Consider the following 22,219-nt stretch of genomic DNA (forward strand, 5'->3'; position numbering starts at 1 on the left):
TTTTCTGATGACGAAGTGTGTCTTTTTTTAACTGGTGATGGAGGGCTTCGACTTCGCTCAGCCTGACAGTGGGGGTTTGATTAAACCCTTTATCTTGCTCAGCTTGACAGTGGAGGCATTATTTTCAGAAAAGAGTTTTTTTGAACCTTACCTCATAGCAATCACGAATGTCACCCTGAGCGAAGTCGAAGGCTTATGGAACTGAAACGGGGCTTCGACTTCGCTCAGCTTGACAACTAGAGTTTGATCTGTGTGTCATTACCCAGAAACCAAATTTCTTTATATCCCAAACTTCACAATCAAAGGTTTGTGGTCACTGTGCATTTTCCAGTCTTCGTAGCTTCCGACTTCAACGCTTTCTAAAACGTTTATAAAATCATTTGAAGCGAAACAGTAATCCAGATGATAGGGTTTATTTTCGTGTCGATATAAAAACAATGTTGGATGCATTTCTTTTCCCTGCTCCTGATTGAAAAATTTGTGGTAGACACTGAAAATGTTTTTCTCTGCTAATTTACTCACCACTGCCGAATGATTTGCTTCTCTTCTTGGCTTGTCCCAGATCGTGTTGCTATTGAAATCTCCAATTAAAATAGTTTTGGTTTCAGAAAGCAGGTTTTCGTAATACTTAATTGCTTTCCAAACCTGAGTTACATATTGTCCGTCTTTATCCTGAGGATTATTTGCCCATATAGCGAACAAAACAAAATCAACTTTTCCTTTGGTAACTGCAATGGGCAACACGTTTTTGAAATCGGGATTATGACAATCCATAAGTTCGAAGCGGTAATCGCTATACGAAAAAACACCAAGTCCTTTGTTTACATTTTCACCATACCAAAGCATAGCTGTTGGCTTTGGAATAGTTGCAGCAAATTTTAATCTTTCGATATTTTCACATTCGGGAATTATCAGAATATCCGGTTGGTGAACCAAAATAAAGGCTGCTTTTTTTCTGAAAGCCATATTGCAATTCCAGGTTATGATTTTCATCTTAACTTTACTTTTATGCTATTTTCTCTTTCAACTCAAATAAAACATAGCCACCATTTTCGTTCTCACTTCTCTCTTTCTCAATGAATCCAACTTTCCTATAAAATTCAATTGCTTCTGTATTTTTATCGTGGCATTTTAACGTTACAGGAAATTTTGTTTTTTCCAGTACAGCTTTTAAAAGTGCTTTGCCTATCCCACATTTATGAAATGCCTTATCAATATACAAATGGTGAATAAAATTATCCTGCATCCAGACCGCTATAAACCCAACTACTTTTTCGTCATACAAGGCTGTTAAGATAAATTCCCCTTCTGTCTGATCATCAAAATCCGGCAAATCGAATGTAGTTGGATCAGCCCACACAAAAGTATCCTGACGCACTTTTAGAAAGAGATGTCGTAGCGAATCTAAATTGCTTTTCCTGAATTCGATAATCTTTAAGGAATCGTTCCGCATCTTTAGGCTATCAATTAGGGGAATAACTTGTTTTGATCATTGTTCTGTCTTCAATATTTCCGAGTAGATCACCGAACTTTGCGCTGGTTTGTTTTTTAATTTCTATCCATTCTTTATCTGCTTTGAAATTCGCCCATGCTGCTTTCATAGTGGCTTCATCGGGCCATTCCAGCAGATAAACAAACTCGGTTTTACTTTCTGACTTTGATTCCCAAATAGAATTAATTTTAAAGTTGTATTTCTTCATGATCACCATAGCCTGATCCCGGAAACGATCATGAAAGTCTTTTTTATTCTTTTCGAATATCTCGTAGATACGCAATTGGTAAATTGGACTAGTATTTGCTTTTTGGGCTTTCATTCCAAAAGAAATAAGGAATACTAAAATCAAAAAATGTAGTTTCATTTTACTTTTATTAAAATTTAATTTGCGAAAGTTTAATTAATTGGTGTATAAAATTAATCCTTTTTTCATTACAAAAATGAATCTAATTTTGAATTTTCGTTGCTTTCCAGCCAATCAATTTAGAGATAAATCTACTTATACTTTAACTCAATCTATCGCTTAAATTTTGGCTAAAGCCGAGATTTTCTTGATTCCGATTCCGTTGGTTAAAACCAACGGCTATTGAAAAAAAACTATAGTTTTATTTTTTTGAAATTGAATTTATGCCTGATAACCTCAACCCGATTATTCATCTATTGACAATACTACCTAACAATCGAGTTAAAAGAATTTCAATAATTTTCATGAATTGAATTTTATAAGCTTAGAAATAATCTTTTTAATCCATTTAATCTGTGGCATAATAAAAAGTAGTAGTCACAGATTTCACTGATTTAAAGGATTTTTTTTCTGAGCTTATTAGTATTCAAAAATCGAATTCAGCTTAAAACTAAATTTCATTTTATCTAATCTCCTTACTGACAAATCATAAAACTTACAGTCGTTCAAACACTTAAAATCTTTCGATTTTTAAATTTTTTAATCATTAAATTATACCCTATATTTGCTATCGAATAATAAAGGAATATGGAACAATTTGTAGTATCGGCACGTAAATATCGCCCGCAGACATTTAAGGATGTTGTGGGGCAGAAAGCCATTACCAACACCTTGCTGAATGCCATAGAAAGCAATCACCTTGCTTCTGCTTTATTATTTACAGGACCACGTGGAGTTGGTAAAACCACCTGCGCGCGTATTTTGGCCCGAAAAATCAATCAACCCGGATATGATGATCCTAATGAAGATTTTGCATTTAACGTTTTTGAGTTAGATGCGGCTTCAAACAACTCGGTTGACGATATTCGTAACTTGATTGATCAGGTTCGAATCCCGCCACAAACCGGTCAATACAAAGTTTATATTATTGACGAGGTTCACATGTTATCTTCAGCAGCTTTTAATGCTTTTCTGAAAACATTAGAGGAACCGCCAAAACATGCTATTTTTATCTTAGCGACTACTGAAAAACACAAAATTATTCCAACGATTTTATCGCGTTGTCAGATTTTTGATTTCAAAAGAATTACTGTCAAAGATGCAAAAGAGCACTTGGCAGATGTTGCGACAAGCCAGGGAATCAGTTTTGAAGATGATGCTTTGCACATTATTGCTCAAAAAGCAGATGGTGCGATGCGTGATGCTTTATCTATTTTTGACCGTGTGGTTTCTTTTTGCGGAACCAATTTAACACGTCAGGCTGTAACAGAGAACTTAAACGTCTTAGATTACGAAACTTACATATCAATTACCGATTTACTGCTAGAGAATCAGATTCCTGAACTTTTACTGGCCTACAATGATATTCTGGCAAAAGGTTTTGACGGACATCATTTTATTGCAGGACTGGCTTCACATTTCAGAGATCTACTGGTAAGTAAAACTCCGGCTACTATCGCTTTACTTGAAGTTGGTGAGCAGGCGCAACAAATGTACGGTGTGCAATCTCAAAAATGCTCTCAGGACTTTTTACTAAAAGGAATTGATATTGCAAACGATTGTGATTTAAAATACAAACTAAGTCAAAATCAGCGTTTACTGGTTGAATTATGTTTAATGCAACTGGCCTCTATCAACTTTGATGGAGAAAAAAAAAAGCTGAGCAATTCATAATACCACCTGTTTACTTTAAAAATGGAGGTTATTCTATTGTTGAAGTTCAATCTCCTAAAGGTGAAACTCCAAGTGTTGAAATTCCAAATTCTAAGATTCAAGATTCAAATTCCGGGGTTACACAAGGCACTTCGACTACTGAAAATCAAGAAACTGCTGCAAATACAAATGCTGTAGCTCCGAAGACGGAGACTGACACTGAGCAAAAAATTTCTGCTTTTTCATTATCCAGTATTCGCAAAAAGAAAGAACTGGAAGCGAACAGTAAATCATATGTAAGACCTACCGGTACTTTACCAACAGAAGAGTTTACCGAAACCGAAATGTTATTGCACTGGAACAAATATGCAGAACGTCTGGGCAACAAAGGTCTTAGAATTATGCAATCGTTATTACTCATTAACGACCCTACTCTAAATGGAACTGTTATTACGCTTGAATTACCTAATGAGGGTTCTAAATTAGATTTTGAAAGCCAGATTCATGGCCTTTTAGGACATTTAAAAGGACATCTACACAATCACGATATTACCATTGAAGTTGTCGTAAACGAAAAAGTTGAAGCCAGACGTAGTTTTAACGATCAGGACCGCTACAATCGTTTACTAGAAATCAATCCAAACATTGAACTTTTACGTTCCACATTTGGATTGGATTTACATTCATAGGTATAGAAACACAAATTACACTAATTTTCACTAATTCTTTTTATTAATCTTTGCGTATAAAAATTCTTGTAATTCTTAGTGAAATTTATATTTTAAAATGATAACGATTAGTGTAAATCAGTGTAATTCGTGTTAAATTTATTTGTTTCGAAGCCCGAAATTATAAACTTGTTCGAGCCATTTTGCTCTTTGAAGACCGTTGCCTGTTTTAACAATTCCGATGTAACTTACTTTTACCGGTTTTATACCGCAGAATTCGAGAGTTGCTTTTTTTAACTGATTGACACTTGGTCTTCCATAAAACAAGCGGTAATACCAACCGGGTTGATCTAAAGTTGTAATAATATGTGCTGTTTTCCCTTTAAGCAATTTATCCCACCAAACGGAATTTTCTCTGTATTGAAAAGCCATACCGGGTAAAAACAATCTGTCGATAAAACCTTTTGTGATTGCCGGTAAACCACCCCACCATACCGGATGAATCCAAACCAAGTGATCTGCTTTTTGTATTTTTTCCCAGGATTCCAGCAAATCCGGCTCTAATTCGGTTCTTTCCTGATATCCGAATTGCAGATTGGGACTAAACTTTAAATCGACAATAGTAATCGTTTCTACTGCAGCTTTGGAGTCCAATGCCCCTTTTTTATAAGCATCGGCAATTGCAAAATTAAAACTCTTTGCATTAGGGTGGCCGTTAATAATTAGAATGTTTTTCATTTTCAATTAGCTTATTTTTATATTGATTGAATCATTATTATTCAATGCATCATAAATTTCCTGTGGTAGATGCATTTGGTGACTAAAATAAATTCCGCTATCTAAAGTCAATTCCAACATTTTTTCGATATGTAAAACGGTAGAGAATGCGGTTAATTCAGCTTGTCCTCTCATACTCTGCAAACTAACTTTTCTTGTTTTATCTTTTGTTTTGTCTTTTGTTTTAATACTGATTTCAAAAACAGTCTGATCCCCTTTTCCACTAGCCCCAAACAACCACTGTCTTTCTTTTAAAATCATAATGTTAAAAATTCTAAACGATTGAAGATACCCCATTATCCTAGTAATAAATTTAGAATTATAAGTCATTTTAGAAGAAACGGTCGGTATTTTTTCTATTTGATTAAAGATAAACAACTCCGGAACATCCAGATTATAAACTTGGCGTTTTCCTATTCCGAATGAGAAATTAAATTTTTCGGAATCCAGAAAATGTTTAACTTTTTGAGGTTTGTTATCTTTATAAACAAAAAAGGGTTTACATACATTTTTAGCCAAAAAATCGGCAGAACTTTTCCCGGCCAAGTCTTTTACGGAATAATAAATATAAAGATTCGCTTCTATAATATTGCGTTTATCCGGGGCTACAAAACCAACTAAACTCCCAACAATTCCCCCCATCCAACCGGAACTAAAAACGATATGGCTCTTTATGTACTCTTTATTTTCTTTGGCTAAATCATAAGCGACTGTTAAGTCCGGAGTTGGTTTTGTAATATCAATATAGTCGAGTTGATTTTCTATTGCAAACCTTAAAATTTCATTGCCACTGTCTTTTGTACACAATACAATCAGATCTATTTTATTATCCAGTATAGCTTTAAAGGTTTTTGAATTGGTCACATCAATAACCATATCGTTTGGGTTATTGCCGGATTTGCGGCTTCCGACAAACAGGTGATAGTTTGGATTCCTACTTTTAAGAATACGTAATATTGTTTTACCAATTAATCCTGTTCCTCCAATTATTAAAATATTTTTATTCATCAGTATTTATTGTTTGCAACAAAAATAATGATGTAATATCCCTCAGAAACTGGACAAATGTCCTATAAAACAGCTTTTCGAATACGACTTAAATGCCTTGGAGTAACCCCTAAAAAAGAAGCTAAATAATGTAATGGAATCAACTTAATGTAGTGCGGATGATTTTCAAAAAGCGTTTCGTAACGTTCTTTCCCGCTAAGTTTCTGGAAAGATAAAATTCGTTGTTCCAAATTTATATATTGCATTTCGGCAATTACTCTTCCCACTTTTTGCCAATGGATACTGTTCTCGTAAAGATGCGCTATCTGTTCGTGACTTATCACTTCAAGTTCCGTATCAAATAAAGCCTGAATATTTTCTTCGGTTGGTTTCTGCGTAATAAGACTGGTAAAAGCAGTCATAAATTCATTCTCGAATGTGATACAATTTGTTATTTCTTCCCCTTCATTATTCATATAAAAAGAGCGCAAAGCTCCTGATTTTATAAGAACAATTTCTTTGGCAATCTGGTTTTCCCGAATTAAAAAATCTCCTTTTTTTAATTTCCTTTTCACAATTAAGCCGTCCAGCTTATCTAGTTCCTGTAGCGGTAAAATCTGAAGAGATTGAAATATTAATTTCATTATATCGTATTTCGAGTAAAAGGATTTAAAAGAATCAGAACTTTAAGAATCAATTGTTTTTTCGGCAGGGCTAAAAATCTTCTCAATTCTTCTGTCCGGAATCAGCCATAAAAAAGCTACTATCAAGTAACAGGCACCCGAAATCCATTCGTAGTAAAAAGAAGAAACGATACCAACAAAGTATAAAACTACTGAAGCTTTTCCTTTTAGATCTTTCCCCAGCGCTTTACTTAAAGAAGAGTTTTTTCCTTCTACCTGAATGATATTTTTTTGAAGTATATTGTACGCTATCGCACAAAGCATCAGAATAATTCCGTATAAAGCCATGGAAGCTTTAGCAAAATTGTGCTCGCCCATCCAGCCTGTTGAAACCGGAATCAGAGACAACCAAAAAAGTAAATGCAGGTTACTCCAAAGCACCTTCCCATTTACTTTAGACAAACCATGCACTAAATAATGGTGATTGTTCCAATAAATTCCGACATAAATAAAACTCAAAACATAACTCAAAAACTTTGGAATAAGCGGTTTTAAATCTGCAAATTCATTTCCTTGTGGAACTTTAATTTCCAGAATCATAATGGTTATTATAATTGCTAATACACCATCACTAAAGGCTTCAAGTCTTGTTTTATTCATTTATTATGTACGTTTAAAAGTTTGCTATGAATTTCACGAATTTACAGTAATTTTTCTGTTTAATTTAAAATGCCAATTTTTGCAAATTGGCATTTTAAAATATCTTGTGACCTTGCTTTGCTTCGGTCGGGCGTTGTAAAAACTGACTTGTCTACTTTTAAATTTTACCGTAGTACATGGCTTTTACAATTCCGTCGGAAAGTCCTATTTTGGGAACATAAATCTGGCGGGCACCACTCCATTTCATTGCGTTCAGATAAATTCTTGTGGCATGAATAATTACGTCGGCACGATCTGAGTTTAGTCCTAATTCCGCGATTCTTTGTTCGTAGGTCAACGAATTTAAAAAAGCGTATTGTGAATTGATATAAATGTACGAAAGCGGTTTTTCCTGTTGCTTCCCGGACATTTTAAACAATTTATTAATATTTCCACCGGAACCTATTAAGGTAACTTCTTCGTAGCCTTCGGTATTGGTCCTGATCCATTTTTCGATTTCATCCCACACCACATCGTGAACCATATTATTTAGCAAACGAACGGTTCCGGCTTTGAACGATCTCGAGTTAATCATTTTTCCATCAGAGAATAGCGTAAATTCTGTGCTACCACCGCCCACATCTACAAAAAGATAGGTTTCATCAGTTCTTAATAAATGATGCAAATCTGTTGAAGCAATAATTGCGGCCTCTTTTTTACCGTCTATGATTTCGATTTTTATATCGGCTTTTTTCTTAATTAAAGCCACAACTTCTTTGGCATTATAGGCCTCGCGCATTGCTGAAGTTGCAAACGCCATATAACGTTCTACTTTATGTACTTTCATCAAAAGGCTAAATGCTTTCATCGCATCTACCATTCGATCTATATTTTGTTCTGAAATTTCTCCAACTGTAAAGGCATCTTGCCCCAAACGAATCGGAACACGAACAAGCGAACTTTTATTAAATTGTGGTTCTTTGCCTTCTTGTTCTACAACATTCGATATCAGAAGCCTCATGGCGTTCGATCCGATATCTATTGCTGCGTATTTTCTTATACTAATCATGCTCCCTTTATGATTTGGTTTTATTTTGTATTCTGTACTAACTAATTTTTTGTGGAATTTTCACTATTGATTCAACTTTGTGCTGATAATATTTATACGTTTCAAGCTGTGCTCTAAATGGGGCATGGTGATTACGAGCTTTGTATTTATTGTCCAGTTTATAGGAATGGTATCTCACTTTTACATTTCCTTTCCAGGCAATATTAAAATTATCAATTAATTCTTTCTTGATTTCAAGATCATAAATTGGACAGGTTACTTCTACTCTTCCGTCAAGATTCCTCGTCATAAAATCTGCTGATGAAATATAAACCTCTGTTAATCCTGCGTTTCCAAAAATATAAACTCTTGAATGTTCTAAATAATTATCTACAATACTAATTGCTTCAATGTTTTCACTCATTCCCGGAATCCCCGGAATCAGCGAACAAATCCCTCTTACCTGAAGCTGAATCTTGACACCAGCATTACTTGCTTCATATAATTTATCGATCATTTTAAAATCAGATAAACTATTCATTTTTAACTTGATATGCGTTTTCCTACCGGCTAAAGCATGCAGAATTTCACGATCTATCAATTTTATAAATTTCGATCTTGTATAATGTGGCGATACGATCAAGTGCTTGTATCGGTGTACTCTGTAATTGATATCGAAAAACTCGAATATCTTCGAAATGTCTTTCAGAATACCGGGATGACAGGTAAACAATGTTACATCTGTATAAATTTTCGCTGTCGATTCGTTGAAATTTCCGGTCGAAATAAATCCGTAACGACGGCTTTTACCTTCTTCCATTCTTTCTACCACACATATTTTACTGTGTACTTTCAGGCTTTTAATTCCAAAAATAAGTTCAATACCTTCCGTCTGCATTTGTTCGGCATAAGAGATATTACTTGCTTCATCAAAACGAGCCTGAAGTTCGATCTGAACCACCACTCTCTTGCCATTTTTTGCCGCATTTATTAGGGAACTAATAATTTGCGAATTTTTTGCCAAACGGTATAACGTAATTTTTATACTGGTTACTTTTGGATCTAATGCCGCTTCACGCAAAAATTTAGTTAAATAAGAAAACGACTGATACGGAGCATGCAACAAATAGTCTTTTTTACTGATTTTCTGCAGTATACTACCTTCCAGACTCAATCCCGGAATAGGCAAAGGATCATTGGTTTTATATAACAAATCATACCTTCCTAAATTCGGGAAACTCATATAATCACGACGATTATGATATCTACCGCCCGGAATTATACTGTCTGTTTCTACAATTTTCATTTTATCCAGAAAGAAATGCAAAGTATCATCTTCGATTAAACTGTCATAAATAAAACGAACCGGTTCTCCTATTCTTCTGTCTTTAACTGATGATGCAATTTTTTCGAGCATACTTTTGCTCAAATCACTATCAATATCTAATTGCGCATCACGTGTAATTTTGATCATATGGGCTGATACGCTTTTATAATCAAAAATATTGAAAATATTATTCAGATTATGGCGAATTACATCATCGATTAAGATCACATATTGTTTATCATCATTCGACGGTAAAACCACAAATCTGTTTATCGTTTTCGGAATTTCGACAACGGCATATCGAATTTCATCATTTGTATTCATTTCTAAACGAATAGCCAGATAGCCCAAAGTATCTTTCAAGACCGGAAACTCCGCTAAATCGTTTAGGATAATCGTAACTAGTTCCGGACTTAATTTTTGAGTAAAAAAGTCTCTTAGGTAATGTTCTTGTGCTTCTGTAATCTGGTTTTCGTTTATAATAAAAATATTTTCGGCTTCTAATTCAGCTTCAATATTTCCTAAAATACGTAAACTTTCCGATTGTTGTTGAATTACAATTTCGGTGATGTCTTTAATTAACTGGTGAGCAGAAACTCCGCCCAAATATTTTTCACCGGAAATCCCCGAAAGACTCAGTCTTCTGATTGCGGCATAACGCACTCTAAAAAATTCATCTAAATTGTTCGAAAAAATTCCAACAAAACGCAACCTGTCTAAAAGTGGAACTGTATTATCTCCTGCTTCCTGAAGTACTCTTGCATTAAACGCTAACCAACTCTTTTCTCTATCGATATATTTTTGTTCGTACACTATATTTTTTTTAAATCTTTGGGGAAAATTGTTTTATGAGTTCTGCCTTTATTAATAGTATCCCAACTTTCTGAATCAAACTTTAAGGATACAAATCCGGATGTAGGGACATTTTCTATAAAAACATCCCCAAATTTATTAACAAAATTTGTAATAGCCTCGTTATGTCCAAAAAGAATAACGCTTTCAAAACTATTATCGCATAATTTGATCACTTTTTCGAGTTGTTTATCATCAAAAGTATAGAGATCATCTTTGTATACGATACTTTCTATGGGATAGGATATGTTTTGAGCAAAAATTACAGCTGTTTCAGAAGCCCGGGCCGCTGTGCTACTCCAAATGATATAAGTCTTGGGCAAGAATTTTGAAATAGTTCCCGATACTTCATGAGCATCTAAAATTCCTCTTTTCATTAAAGGTCTGTCAAAATCTTTTAAAGGAGCTTCCCAACTGGATTTTGCATGTCGTATTAAGATTAAATTTTTCATAAGCGCAAGGATTTAGAAACATCATAAAAAGGAGATACTATTTTATTGAAGTCCTAATTTACGAAAGAAATTCCAATCCCTTTCCTTTTTTTAACTCTGTTAACATTTTAAGAAAATTTTAACAAGAATAAAATTTTACTAAAAGCGGCATTAAAAGAATAGATCATCTTTTCTATTGTTGCAAAAAAATGCTCTTCGTCGTTAAAACGATCCGTTAGTCGATACTGACTATATCACAAAAAATTAACTTTATATCAGATTATTCGCAAATACACATGTATTTCATCGTGTTTTTAATTAAAAAATCTAAAACAAACTTCTATTTTCATTATTCAAAAACAGCAAAAAACAACCTCGATTTTGTCAAATTTTGGCTCAAAAAAGACATTTCAACGACTATTTAGGTTAGTTACAGAGGAAAAAAATCTATTAAAAATAGACTATATAACTTTGATTATGTTAAAAATTTAAAAAAATCACAAACATAAAGTTAAATCTATGGAGGCTCAAAAATCGTAGATAAGTGTGTTAAAGAATGATAATACTAAAGGAGCCAAAATAAATTTTATAAGAAAAAAATACTGTAGAGGAACAACCAATTTTTGAAATTAAAGATGAAGGATCATGAAAAAAATTACTTTAACAACTATTTTGGGATTACTATTTTTCTTTACAGAGCTGTCTGCTCAAGAAACAAATATTCCCACCAGAATTGGAAATACAATCACCAAAAATAAATCTACTGCTAAGAGTAGTTCAACTGCTAAGACAACTGCGGCATTAGCGGCACTGGCTGTAGCCGGGTCTATAGATGTTGCGAATCCTGCCGCCGGAAATAATGGATATACGGCAGATGGATTAGTACGTAACATACTAACATCGGGCTGTTTAACGATTAGCAATGTTAGATTTGGCTATTACAAAAGAAATGGAAGCAATTGGGATTGGACAAATCATACCTGGTCTGCAACTGCCGGTGACAGACAGTTGGGTTACTTTAATAAGGCCACTTCGACATTTCCTATTGATGAAGGTCTTTTAATTTCCACCGGAAAAATAAGCTCCGCTATGGGGCCTAATACGTTTACAAATAAATCAGACGAAATGGTTAATGATGCCAGTGATCCTGATTTAACTAATATATCAGGCAGAACCATGCACGATGCTTCGATTCTTGAATTCAATTTTGTTCCGGATGGAAACTTAGTTGAATTCAAATTCGTTTTCGCTTCAGAAGAATATCTGGAATATGTTGAAACCCAATTTAACGATGCATTTGGTTTTTTCTTAAGCGGACCCGGAATAACCGGTACTTATACCAATAATGCTGTAAATCTTGCTCAATTACCCAATAATGATGCTGTTACGATAAACAACATACACTCTGCCGGAACCAACGTAAATAATGTTGCTTTTGCGGCCAAAAATGCTGCCTATTATACAGACAACCCTCCGGCCTCGTTAGTGATGGAATATGATGGATCTACGACCGTACTTACAGCTACTTATGCTGTTACTCCGGGTCAAACTTATAAAATAAAAATGGCAATTGCCGATGCCTCCGATCAAAAATGGGATGCGGGTGTATTTTTAAAAGCAAGAAGTTTTGCGACAAATACTTTAGTAATTAATAATCCTCCCGGGGTATGTTTCCCTAATAAGGTAGATATTACTGCTGCGGCTGTAACTGCCGGTAGCACTGCCGGACTAACCTATACCTATTGGCAAGACGCAGCTGCAACAATTCCTTATACAACTCCTACTGCTGCAACTGCAGGCACCTATTATATCAAAGGAAAAAATCTTACATCAGGTTGTTCAGATACTAAACCTGTAGTGGTAACTGTCAGTAATATTACTGTAACAGAATCGGTTGCATCACACGTTAATGTACAATGTTTTGGACAAAGTACGGGAGCAATTACGCTCAATACTCCCACGGGAGGTGTTGCGCCTTATACTTTTTCATGGAAAAAAAATGGAACTGCAATTGCGGCAACTACTCAAACTATAACCAACTTAGGGGCTGGAACCTACGAAGCAACTGCAACAGATGCAAACGGATGTAAAGGCGTTGTTTCTATAGTCATAACACAACCAAGTGCCGCTTTGGCTTTGGCAGCTTCTTCTAAAACGGATGTCACTTGTTTTGGTGCCAGCACCGGAACAGTAACTGCGGGAGCCGTAACAAACTCTGTTGGAACTGTAACTTTCTCCTGGAAAAACAGCTCTAATGTGGTAGTAGGAACAACAGCAACGGTTTCAAATCTTCCCGCCGGAACTTATACACTTACCGTTACGGATTCTTGCTCATCTCAATCTAACTCCGTTACTATTGGACAGCCGAGTGCCGCTTTGGCTTTAGCAGCTTCTTCTAAAACAGATGCTACTTGTTTTGGTGCCAGCACCGGAACAGTAACTTCGGGAGCCGTAACAAACTCCGTTGGAACTGTAACTTTCTCCTGGAAAAACAGCTCTAATACAGTAGTAGGAACAACAGCCACAGTTTCAAATCTTCCTGCCGGAACTTATACACTTACCGTTACAGATTCCTGTTCATCCAAATCCAACTCCGTTACCATCGGACAACCGAGTGCAGCTTTAGCTCTGGCAGCTTCTTCTAAAACAGATGCCGCTTGTTTTGGCGCCAGCACAGGAACAGTAACTGCGGGAGCCGTAACAAACTCCGTTGGAACTGTAACCTTCTCTTGGAAAAACAGTTCTAATACAGTAGTAGGAACGACAGCCACTGTTTCAAATCTTCCTGCCGGAACTTATACACTTACCGTTACGGATTCCTGTTCGTCTCAATCTAACTCCGTTACTATTGGACAGCCGAGTGCAGCTTTAGCTTTAGCAGCTTCTTCTAAAACAGATGTTATTTGTTTTGGTGCCAGCACCGGAACACTAACTGCAGGAGCCGTAACAAACTCCGTTGGAACTGTAACCTTCTCTTGGAAAAACAGTTCTAATGTGGTGGTAGGGACAACAGCCACTGTTTCAAATCTTCCTGCCGGAACATATACACTTACTGTTACAGATTCCTGTTCGTCCAAATCCAATTCTGTTACCATAGGACAACCAAGTGCCGCCCTAGCTTTAGCAGCTTCTTCTAAAACAGATGTTATTTGTTTTGGTGCCAGCACCGGAAGCGTAACTGCAGGAGCCGTAACAAACTCTGTTGGAACTGTAACTTTCTCCTGGAAAAACAGCTCTAATACAGTAGTAGGAACAACAGCAACGGTTTCAAATCTTCCTGCCGGAACTTATACACTTACTGTTACAGATTCCTGTTCGTCTCAATCCAACTCCGTTACTATTGGGCAACCGAGTGCCGCTCTGGCTCTGGCAGCTTCTTCTAAAACAGATGCCGCTTGTTTTGGTGCCAGTACCGGAACCGTAACTGCGGGAGCCGTAACAAACTCCGTTGGAACTGTAACTTTCTCCTGGAAAAACAGCTCTAATACAGTAGTAGGAACAACAGCCACAGTTTCAAATCTTCCTGCCGGAACTTATACTTTAACGGTTACAGATTCTTGCTCCTCTCAATCCAACTCCGTTACTATTGGGCAACCGAGTGCCGCTCTGGCTCTGGCAGCTTCTTCTAAAACAGATGCCGCTTGTTTTGGCGCCAGCACCGGAAGCGTAACTGCAGGAGCCGTAACAAACTCTGTTGGAACTGTAACCTTCTCTTGGAAAAACAGCTCTAATACAGTAGTAGGAACAACTGCTACAGTTTCAAATCTTCCTGCCGGAACTTATACACTTACCGTTACAGATTCTTGCTCCTCTCAATCCAACTCCGTTACCATCGGACAACCGAGTGCCGCTTTGGCTTTAGCAGCTTCTTCTAAAACAGATGCCGCTTGTTTTGGTGGAAATACTGGAACAGTAACCGCGGGAGCCGTAACAAACTCCGTTGGAACTGTAACCTTCTCCTGGAAAAACAGCTCTAACACAGTAGTAGGAACGACAGCCACTGTTTCAAATCTTCCTGCCGGAACTTATACTTTAACGGTTACAGATTCCTGTTCGTCTCAATCCAACTCTGTTACCATCGGACAACCAAGTGCCGCTTTGGCTTTGGCAGCTTCTTCTAAAACAGATGCCGCTTGTTTTGGTGGAAATACTGGAACAGTAACCGCGGGAGCCGTAACAAACTCTGTTGGAACTGTAACTTTCTCTTGGAAAAACAGCTCTAATGCGGTAGTAGGAACGACAGCCACTGTTTCAAATCTTCCTGCCGGAACTTATACACTTACTGTTACGGATTCCTGTTCGTCTCAATCCAATTCCGTTACTATTGGGCAACCGAGTGCTCCTTTGGCTTTAGCAGCTTCTTCTAAAACAGATGCCGCTTGTTTTGGTGCCAGTACCGGAACTGTAACTGCGGGAGCCGTAACAAACTCCGTTGGAACTGTAACTTTCTCCTGGAAAAATAGCTCTAATACAGTAGTAGGAACGACAGCCACTGTTTCAAACCTTCCTGCCGGAACTTATACTTTAACGGTTACAGATTCTTGCTCCTCTCAATCCAACTCCGTTACTATTGGGCAACCGAGTGCTCCTTTGGCCTTAGCAACTTCTTCTAAAACAGATGCCGCTTGTTTTGGTGCCAGTACCGGAACTGTAACTGCGGGCGCCGTAACAAACTCTGTTGGAACTGTAACTTTCTCTTGGAAAAACAGCTCTAATGCGATAGTAGGAACAACGGCAACGGTTTCAAATCTTCCTGCCGGAACTTATACCTTAACGGTTACAGATTCTTGCTCCTCTCAATCCAACTCCGTTACTATTGGGCAACCGAGTGCTCCTTTGGCTTTAGCAACTTCTTCTAAAACAGATGCGGCTTGTTTTGGTGACAGTACCGGAACAGTAACTGCAGGTGCCGTTACAAACGCAATAGGAACAGTAACCTTCTCTTGGAAAGACAGTTCTAACACAGTAGTAGGAACAACAGCCACTGTTTCAAATCTTCCTGCCGGAACTTATACTTTAACGGTTACAGATTCTTGTTCGTCTCAATCCAACTCCGTTACTATTGGACAACCGAGTGCTGCTTTAAGCTGTTCAATAGTACAAAACAAAGCAGTTACCTCTAATGGTTTAAGTAATGGAGAAGCTACCGTAACTGCACTTGGCGGAAATGGAAGTTATACTTACTTATGGGACAACGGTGAAACTACACAAAAAGCTGTACTATTAAATGCAGGTTCCCATTCTGTTACCGTAACAGACGCTAAAGGATGTACTACAACTTGCGACATCCTCATAACTGAACCAAATATATTGTCTTGTAGTATTTCTCAAGATGATCCGGCTAAATGTTTTGGAGACAGTAACGGAAAAGCAACTGTAACTGCAATCGGAGGAAATGGTGACTACACTTATTTATGGGATAATAATGAAACAACTCCGCAAGCAGTTTCTCTAATTGCGGGTCAACATACTGTAACTGTAACCGACAAATTAGGTTACACTACTACTTGCTCGGTAACAATCGGACAACCAGAAAAAGCTTTAAGTGCTACAAAAACACAAATTAATGTAGTTTGTGGAGGTGATGCAACCGGTTCTGCTACCGTTACCGTGTCAGGAGGAACAACTCCTTATACTTACTTATGGAATACAACTCCTGCTCAAACTACAGCTACCGCCAGTGGTCTTTTAGCAGGAAATTATAGCGTAACAATTACAGACTCTAAAGGCTGTAGTATCAGCGAATCATTTGTAATCATTGATGGAGATTCTGTTAAACCGATAATTGATCCTTTACCGGCAACTACAACAATCAACTGTCCGGAAGTACCTGTATTTGCACAAGCTACCGCAACTGATGATAGCGGAACTGTTTCTTCTCTAACCTTTCAGGACACAACAGATCCCGGAAATTGCACCGGTTCTTATACAAAAACCAGAACTTGGACTGCTATAGATGCTTGCGGCAACACGTCTCTACCTGTTAGTCAAACAATTATTGTTCAAGATATTAGTGCTCCAACCTGGACCACTCAGGCCGGAACATTAAATACTACCGTTCAATGTAGTGATACTCAAGCTTTGGCTAATGCTCAGGCACAATTCCCTGTTGCTGCTGATGTCTGTGATACTGATGTTACCAACATTGTAAAAGTAAGCGGTGCTTTTGTGGCTTCTCAAGGTTGTGGTAATGCCGGAACGTATACCAATACCTGGACTGTTACTGATGATTGTGGTAATGCTTCTGAGACTTTCACACAAATAATTACTATTGAAGATACCACTGCTCCAATATGGACCACTCAAGCCGGAACATTAAATACTACTGTTCAATGTAGTGATGCAACAGCTTTGGCTACTGCTCAGGCACAATTCCCTGTTGCTACTGATGCCTGCGATACCGATGTTACAAACATTGTAAAAGTAAGCGGTGCTTTTGTGGCTTCTCAAGGTTGTGGCAATGCCGGAACGTACACTAATACCTGGACTGTTACCGATGATTGTGGAAATGCTTCTGATACTTTCACGCAAGTGATTACTATTGAAGATACCACGGCTCCAACCTGGACCACTCAGGCCGGAACATTAAATACTACTGTTCAATGTAGCGATACAACCGCTTTGGCTACTGCTCAGGCACAATTCCCAGTTGCTGCTGATGCCTGTGATACTGATGTTACAAACATCATAAAAGTAAGCGGTGCTTTTGTAGCTTCTCAAGGTTGTGCCAATGCAGGAACGTATACCAATACCTGGACTGTTACCGATGATTGTGGTAATGTTTCTGATACGTTCACACAAATAATTACTATCGAAGATACCACGGCTCCAACTTGGACCACTCAAACAGGAACACTAAATACTACTGTTCAATGTAGCGATACTCAAGCTTTGGCTACTGCACAAGCGCAATTCCCTGTGGCAACGGATTCTTGTGATGGTGATGTTTCGAATATTGTAAAAACCAGCGGTGCTTTTGTAGCTTCTCAAGGTTGTGCCAATGCAGGAACTTATACCAATACCTGGACTGTTACCGATGATTGTGGAAATACTTCCGAGACTTTCACACAAATAATTACTATCGAAGATACCACTGCTCCAACCTGGACCACTCAAACCGGAACATTAAATACTACTGTTCAATGTAGTGATACAACAGCTTTGGCTAATGCTCAGGCACAATTCCCTGTTGCTGCTGATGCCTGTGATACTGATGTTTCAAACATTGTAAAAGTAAGCGGTACTTTTGTTGCTTCTCAAGGTTGTGGCAATGCCGGAACGTATACCAATACCTGGACTGTTACTGATGATTGTGGTAATGCTTCTGATACTTTCACGCAAATAATTACTATCGAAGATACCACGGCTCCAACCTGGACCACTCAAGCCGGAACATTAAATACAACTGTTCAATGTAGTGATGCAACAGCTTTGGCTAATGCACAAGCACAATTCCCTGTTGCTGCCGATGCCTGTGATACTGATGTTTCAAACATTGTAAAAGTGAGCGGTGCTTTTATTGCCTCTGAAGGTTGTAGTAATGCAGGAACTTATACCAATACCTGGACTGTTACCGATGATTGTGGTAATGCTTCTGATACTTTCACGCAAATAATTACTATCGAAGATACCACGGCTCCAACCTGGACCACTCAGGCAGGAACATTAAACGCAACTGTTCAATGTAGTGATGCAACAGCTCTGGCTAATGCTCAGGCACAATTCCCTGTTGCTACTGATGCCTGCGATACTGATGTTTCAAATATTGTGAAAACCAGCGGCGCTTTTATAGCCTCTGAGGGTTGCACTAATTCAGGAACGTACACCAATACCTGGACTGTTATTGATGATTGTGGTAATGCCTCTGAGACTTTCACACAAATAATTACTATCGAAGATACCACAGCTCCAATCTGGACCACTCAGGCCGGAACATTAGATGTTACTTTACAATGTAGTGATACGGAAGGATTGACAAATGCTCAAAATCAAGCTCCAATTGCAACCGATAATTGTGATGGAACCGTAACTTATACTAAAGTAACCGGGCTATTACAAAAAGGAAGTTGTGGAAGTACCGGTACTTATACCAACACCTGGACTGCAAATGATATTTGTAATAATACGTCGACTGTCTTTACTCAGGTAATTACAGTTCAAGATACTGCAATTCCAACTTGGATTACTCAGCCGGGAACTTTAAACACAACTGTACAATGTAGTGATACTGCAGGATTAGCAACTGCTCAAAGTCAAGCACCGGCAGCAACAGCAAATTGTTCCTTTGTGACCTACACCAAAACTGAGGGTGCTTTTATTGCCTCTGAGGGTTGCGCCAATGCAGGAACTTATACCAACTCCTGGATTGCCAAAGACGATTGTGGAAACGTAACGGATGCCTTTATTCAAGTAATTACAATAGAAGACACTACGGCTCCAACCTGGACCACTCAAGCCGGAACATTAAACATAACTGTTCAATGTAGTGATGCAACAGCTCTGGCTAATGCTCAGGCACAATTCCCTGTTGCAACGGATTCTTGTGATGGTGATGTTTCGAATATTGTAAAAACCAGCGGTGCTTTTGTGGCTTCTCAAGGTTGTGGTAATGCCGGAACGTATACCAATACCTGGACAGTTACCGACGATTGTGGTAATGCTTCTGATACTTTCACACAAATAATTACCATCGAAGACACTACAGCTCCAACATGGACCACTCAGGCAGGAACATTAAATGCAACTGTTCAATGTAGTGATGCAACAGCTTTGGCTAATGCACAAGCGCAATTCCCTATTGCAACTGATGCCTGCGATACTGATGTTACCAACATTGTAAAAGTAAGCGGTGCTTTTGTGGCTTCTCAAGGTTGTGGCAATGCCGGAACGTACACTAATACCTGGACTGTTACCGATGATTGTGGAAATGCTTCTGAGACTTTCACACAAATAATTACTATCGAAGATACTACGGCTCCAACCTGGACAACACAAACAGGAACACTAAATACTACTGTTCAATGTAGTGATACACAAGCTTTGGCTACGGCGCAAGCACAATTCCCTGTTGCTACTGATGCCTGCGATACTGATGTTTCAAACATTGTAAAAACCAGCGGTGCTTTTATAGCCTCTGAAGGTTGTAGTAATGCCGGAACGTACACCAATACCTGGACTGTTAAAGACGATTGTGGTAATACTTCTGAGACTTTCACACAAATAATTACTATCGAAGACACTACAGCTCCAACTTGGACCACTCAAGCCGGAACATTAAACGTAACTGTTCAATGTAGTGATACTCAAGCTTTGGCTAATGCACAAGCGCAATTCCCTGTTGCAACGGATTCTTGTGACGGTGATGTTTCCAATATCGTGAAAACCAGCGGTGCTTTTATAGCCTCTGAAGGTTGTAGTAATGCAGGAACGTACACTAATACCTGGACTGTTACTGATGATTGCGGTAATGCTTCTGATACGTTCACACAAATAATTACTATCGAAGATACCACGGCTCCAACCTGGACCACTCAAGCAGGAACATTAAACGCAACTGTTCAATGTAGTGACGCACAAGCTTTGGCTAATGCACAAGCACAATTCCCTGTTGCTGCCGATGCATGCGATACTGATGTTACCAATATTGTAAAAGTAAGCGGTGCTTTTGTAGCTTCTCAAGGTTGTGCCAATGCAGGAACGTATACCAATACCTGGACTGTTACCGATGATTGTGGGAATGCTTCTGAAACTTTCACGCAAGTAATTACTATAGAAGACACTACAGCTCCAACCTGGACAACTCAGGCCGGAACATTAAACGCAACTGTTCAATGTAGTGATGCAACTGCTTTAGCTACTGCACAAGCACAATTCCCTATTGCAACGGATTCTTGCGATACTGATGTTTCAAATATTGTGAAAACCAGCGGTGCTTTTGTAGCTTCCGAGGGTTGTGGCAATTCTGGAACTTACACCAATACCTGGACTGTTACCGATGATTGTGGGAATGCTTCTGAGACTTTCACGCAAGTAATTACTATCGAAGATACTACTGCTCCAACATGGACCACTCAGGCCGGAACATTAGATGTTACTTTACAATGTAGTGATACTGAAGGATTGACAAACGCTCAAAATCAAGCTCCAATTGCAACCGATAATTGTGATGGAACCGTAACTTATACTAAAGTAACCGGGCTATTACAAAAAGGAAGTTGTGGAAGTACCGGTACTTATACCAACACTTGGACCGCAAATGATATTTGTAATAATACGTCAACTGTCTTTACTCAGGTAATTACAGTTCAAGATACTGCAATTCCAACTTGGATTACTCAGCCAGGAGCTTTAAACACAACTGTACAATGTAGTGATACTGCAGGATTAGCAACTGCTCAAAGTCAAGCACCGGCAGCAACAGCAAATTGTTCCTTTGTGACCTACACCAAAACTGAGGGTGCTTTTATTGCCTCTGAAGGTTGNTGCCAATGCAGGAACTTATACCAACTCCTGGATTGCCAAAGACGATTGTGGAAACGTAACGGATGCCTTTATTCAAGTAATTACAATAGAAGATACATCAGCTCCAACTTGGACCACTCAAGCCGGAACATTAAACGCAACTGTTCAATGTAGCGATGCAACAGCTTTGGCTAATGCTCAGGCACAATTCCCTGTTGCAACCGATTCTTGTGATGGTGATGTTTCGAATATCGTGAAAACCAGCGGTGCTTTCGTAGCCTCTGAAGGTTGCGCTAACTCTGGAACTTATACCAATACCTGGACTGTTACCGATGATTGTGGTAATGCTTCTGATACTTTCACACAAATAATTACTATCGAAGATACTTCAGCTCCGACATGGACAACTCAGGCCGAAACATTAAATACTACCGTTCAATGTAGTGATGCAACAGCTCTAGCTAATGCTCAGGCACAATTCCCTGTTGCTACTGATTCTTGTGATGGTGATGTTTCGAATATCGTGAAAACCAGCGGTGCTTTTGTAGCCTCTGAGGGTTGTGCCAATGCAGGAACGTATACCAATACTTGGACTGTTACCGATGATTGTGGTAATGTTTCTGAGACTTTTACACAAGTAATTACTATCGAAGATACCACGGCTCCAACTTGGACCACTCAAGCCGGAACATTAAATACTACCGTTCAATGTAGCGATACTCAAGCTTTAGCTACTGCTCAAGCACAATTCCCCGTTGCAACTGATGCCTGTGATACTGATGTTACCAACATTGTAAAAGTGAGCGGTGCTTTTGTAGCCTCTGAGGGTTGTAGTAATGCCGGAACGTATACCAA

The 22,219-nt window shown here is 38.3% G+C and carries 13 protein-coding genes; 3 read left to right on the forward strand and 10 right to left on the reverse strand.

Annotation, left to right across the window (positions count from 1 at the left end):
* Positions 1–279: 279 nt before the first annotated feature.
* From G3A47_RS14450 to G3A47_RS14460, 3 genes are read right to left on the reverse strand one after another with little or no spacing between them, the layout of a single operon-like run.
* Complete coding sequence (locus G3A47_RS14450; protein ID WP_166923523.1) at positions 280–993, reverse strand: exonuclease/endonuclease/phosphatase family protein; 714 nt, start codon at positions 991–993, stop codon at positions 280–282.
* A gap of 13 nt (positions 994–1,006) precedes the next feature.
* Positions 1,007–1,453, reverse strand: coding sequence for a GNAT family N-acetyltransferase (locus G3A47_RS14455; RefSeq protein WP_166923525.1), 447 nt, complete (start codon positions 1,451–1,453; stop codon positions 1,007–1,009).
* A gap of 10 nt (positions 1,454–1,463) precedes the next feature.
* The gene (locus G3A47_RS14460; RefSeq protein WP_166923527.1) at positions 1,464–1,859 is read right to left on the reverse strand and encodes an NIPSNAP family protein; all 396 of its coding nucleotides are present in this window, start codon (positions 1,857–1,859) and stop codon (positions 1,464–1,466) included.
* Between the two features lie 627 nt (positions 1,860–2,486).
* Here G3A47_RS14460 and dnaX point away from each other — a divergent pair.
* Both dnaX and G3A47_RS14470 read left to right on the forward strand, forming a co-directional pair.
* Positions 2,487–3,572, forward strand: coding sequence for a DNA polymerase III subunit gamma/tau (gene dnaX, locus G3A47_RS14465; protein ID WP_166923529.1), 1,086 nt, complete (start codon positions 2,487–2,489; stop codon positions 3,570–3,572).
* A gap of 323 nt (positions 3,573–3,895) precedes the next feature.
* Positions 3,896–4,240, forward strand: a complete 345-nt coding sequence (locus G3A47_RS14470) for a DNA polymerase III (protein ID WP_166923531.1) — start codon at positions 3,896–3,898, stop codon at positions 4,238–4,240.
* Between the two features lie 138 nt (positions 4,241–4,378).
* Here G3A47_RS14470 and G3A47_RS14475 read toward each other — a convergent pair whose 3' ends face one another.
* From G3A47_RS14475 to G3A47_RS14505, 7 genes are all read right to left on the reverse strand, one after another.
* Positions 4,379–4,957, reverse strand: coding sequence for an NAD(P)H-dependent oxidoreductase (locus G3A47_RS14475; RefSeq protein ID WP_166923533.1), 579 nt, complete (start codon positions 4,955–4,957; stop codon positions 4,379–4,381).
* 6 nt (positions 4,958–4,963) lie between these two features.
* The gene (locus tag G3A47_RS14480) at positions 4,964–6,004 is read right to left on the reverse strand and encodes an NAD-dependent epimerase/dehydratase family protein (RefSeq protein ID WP_166923535.1); all 1,041 of its coding nucleotides are present in this window, start codon (positions 6,002–6,004) and stop codon (positions 4,964–4,966) included.
* Between the two features lie 62 nt (positions 6,005–6,066).
* Complete coding sequence (locus G3A47_RS14485) at positions 6,067–6,627, reverse strand: Crp/Fnr family transcriptional regulator (RefSeq protein WP_166923537.1); 561 nt, start codon at positions 6,625–6,627, stop codon at positions 6,067–6,069.
* A gap of 42 nt (positions 6,628–6,669) precedes the next feature.
* Positions 6,670–7,266, reverse strand: a complete 597-nt coding sequence (locus tag G3A47_RS14490) for a TMEM175 family protein (RefSeq protein WP_166923540.1) — start codon at positions 7,264–7,266, stop codon at positions 6,670–6,672.
* 157 nt (positions 7,267–7,423) lie between these two features.
* Positions 7,424–8,314 (reverse strand): Ppx/GppA phosphatase family protein, encoded by an 891-nt coding sequence (locus G3A47_RS14495; RefSeq protein ID WP_166923542.1) that lies wholly within the window; start codon positions 8,312–8,314, stop codon positions 7,424–7,426.
* Positions 8,315–8,351: 37 nt separating this feature from the next.
* A complete protein-coding gene (ppk1, locus tag G3A47_RS14500) occupies positions 8,352–10,433 on the reverse strand; it encodes a polyphosphate kinase 1 (RefSeq protein ID WP_166923544.1) in 2,082 nt (693 codons plus the stop codon).
* Positions 10,433–10,924 (reverse strand): SixA phosphatase family protein, encoded by a 492-nt coding sequence (locus G3A47_RS14505; RefSeq protein WP_166923546.1) that lies wholly within the window; start codon positions 10,922–10,924, stop codon positions 10,433–10,435. The genes ppk1 and G3A47_RS14505 overlap by 1 nt, the downstream gene beginning before the upstream one ends.
* 624 nt (positions 10,925–11,548) lie before the next feature.
* Between G3A47_RS14505 and G3A47_RS14510 the strand changes: the two genes are divergently transcribed.
* Positions 11,549–21,538 carry a choice-of-anchor L domain-containing protein gene (locus tag G3A47_RS14510; protein WP_166923547.1) on the forward strand — a complete coding sequence of 3,330 codons (9,990 nt, stop codon included), beginning with the start codon at positions 11,549–11,551 and terminating at the stop codon, positions 21,536–21,538.
* Positions 21,539–22,219: the final 681 nt, after the last annotated feature.

Source organism: Flavobacterium poyangense, from assembly GCF_011751075.1.
In the GTDB taxonomy this organism is placed as follows: Bacteria; Bacteroidota; Bacteroidia; order Flavobacteriales; family Flavobacteriaceae; genus Flavobacterium; species Flavobacterium poyangense.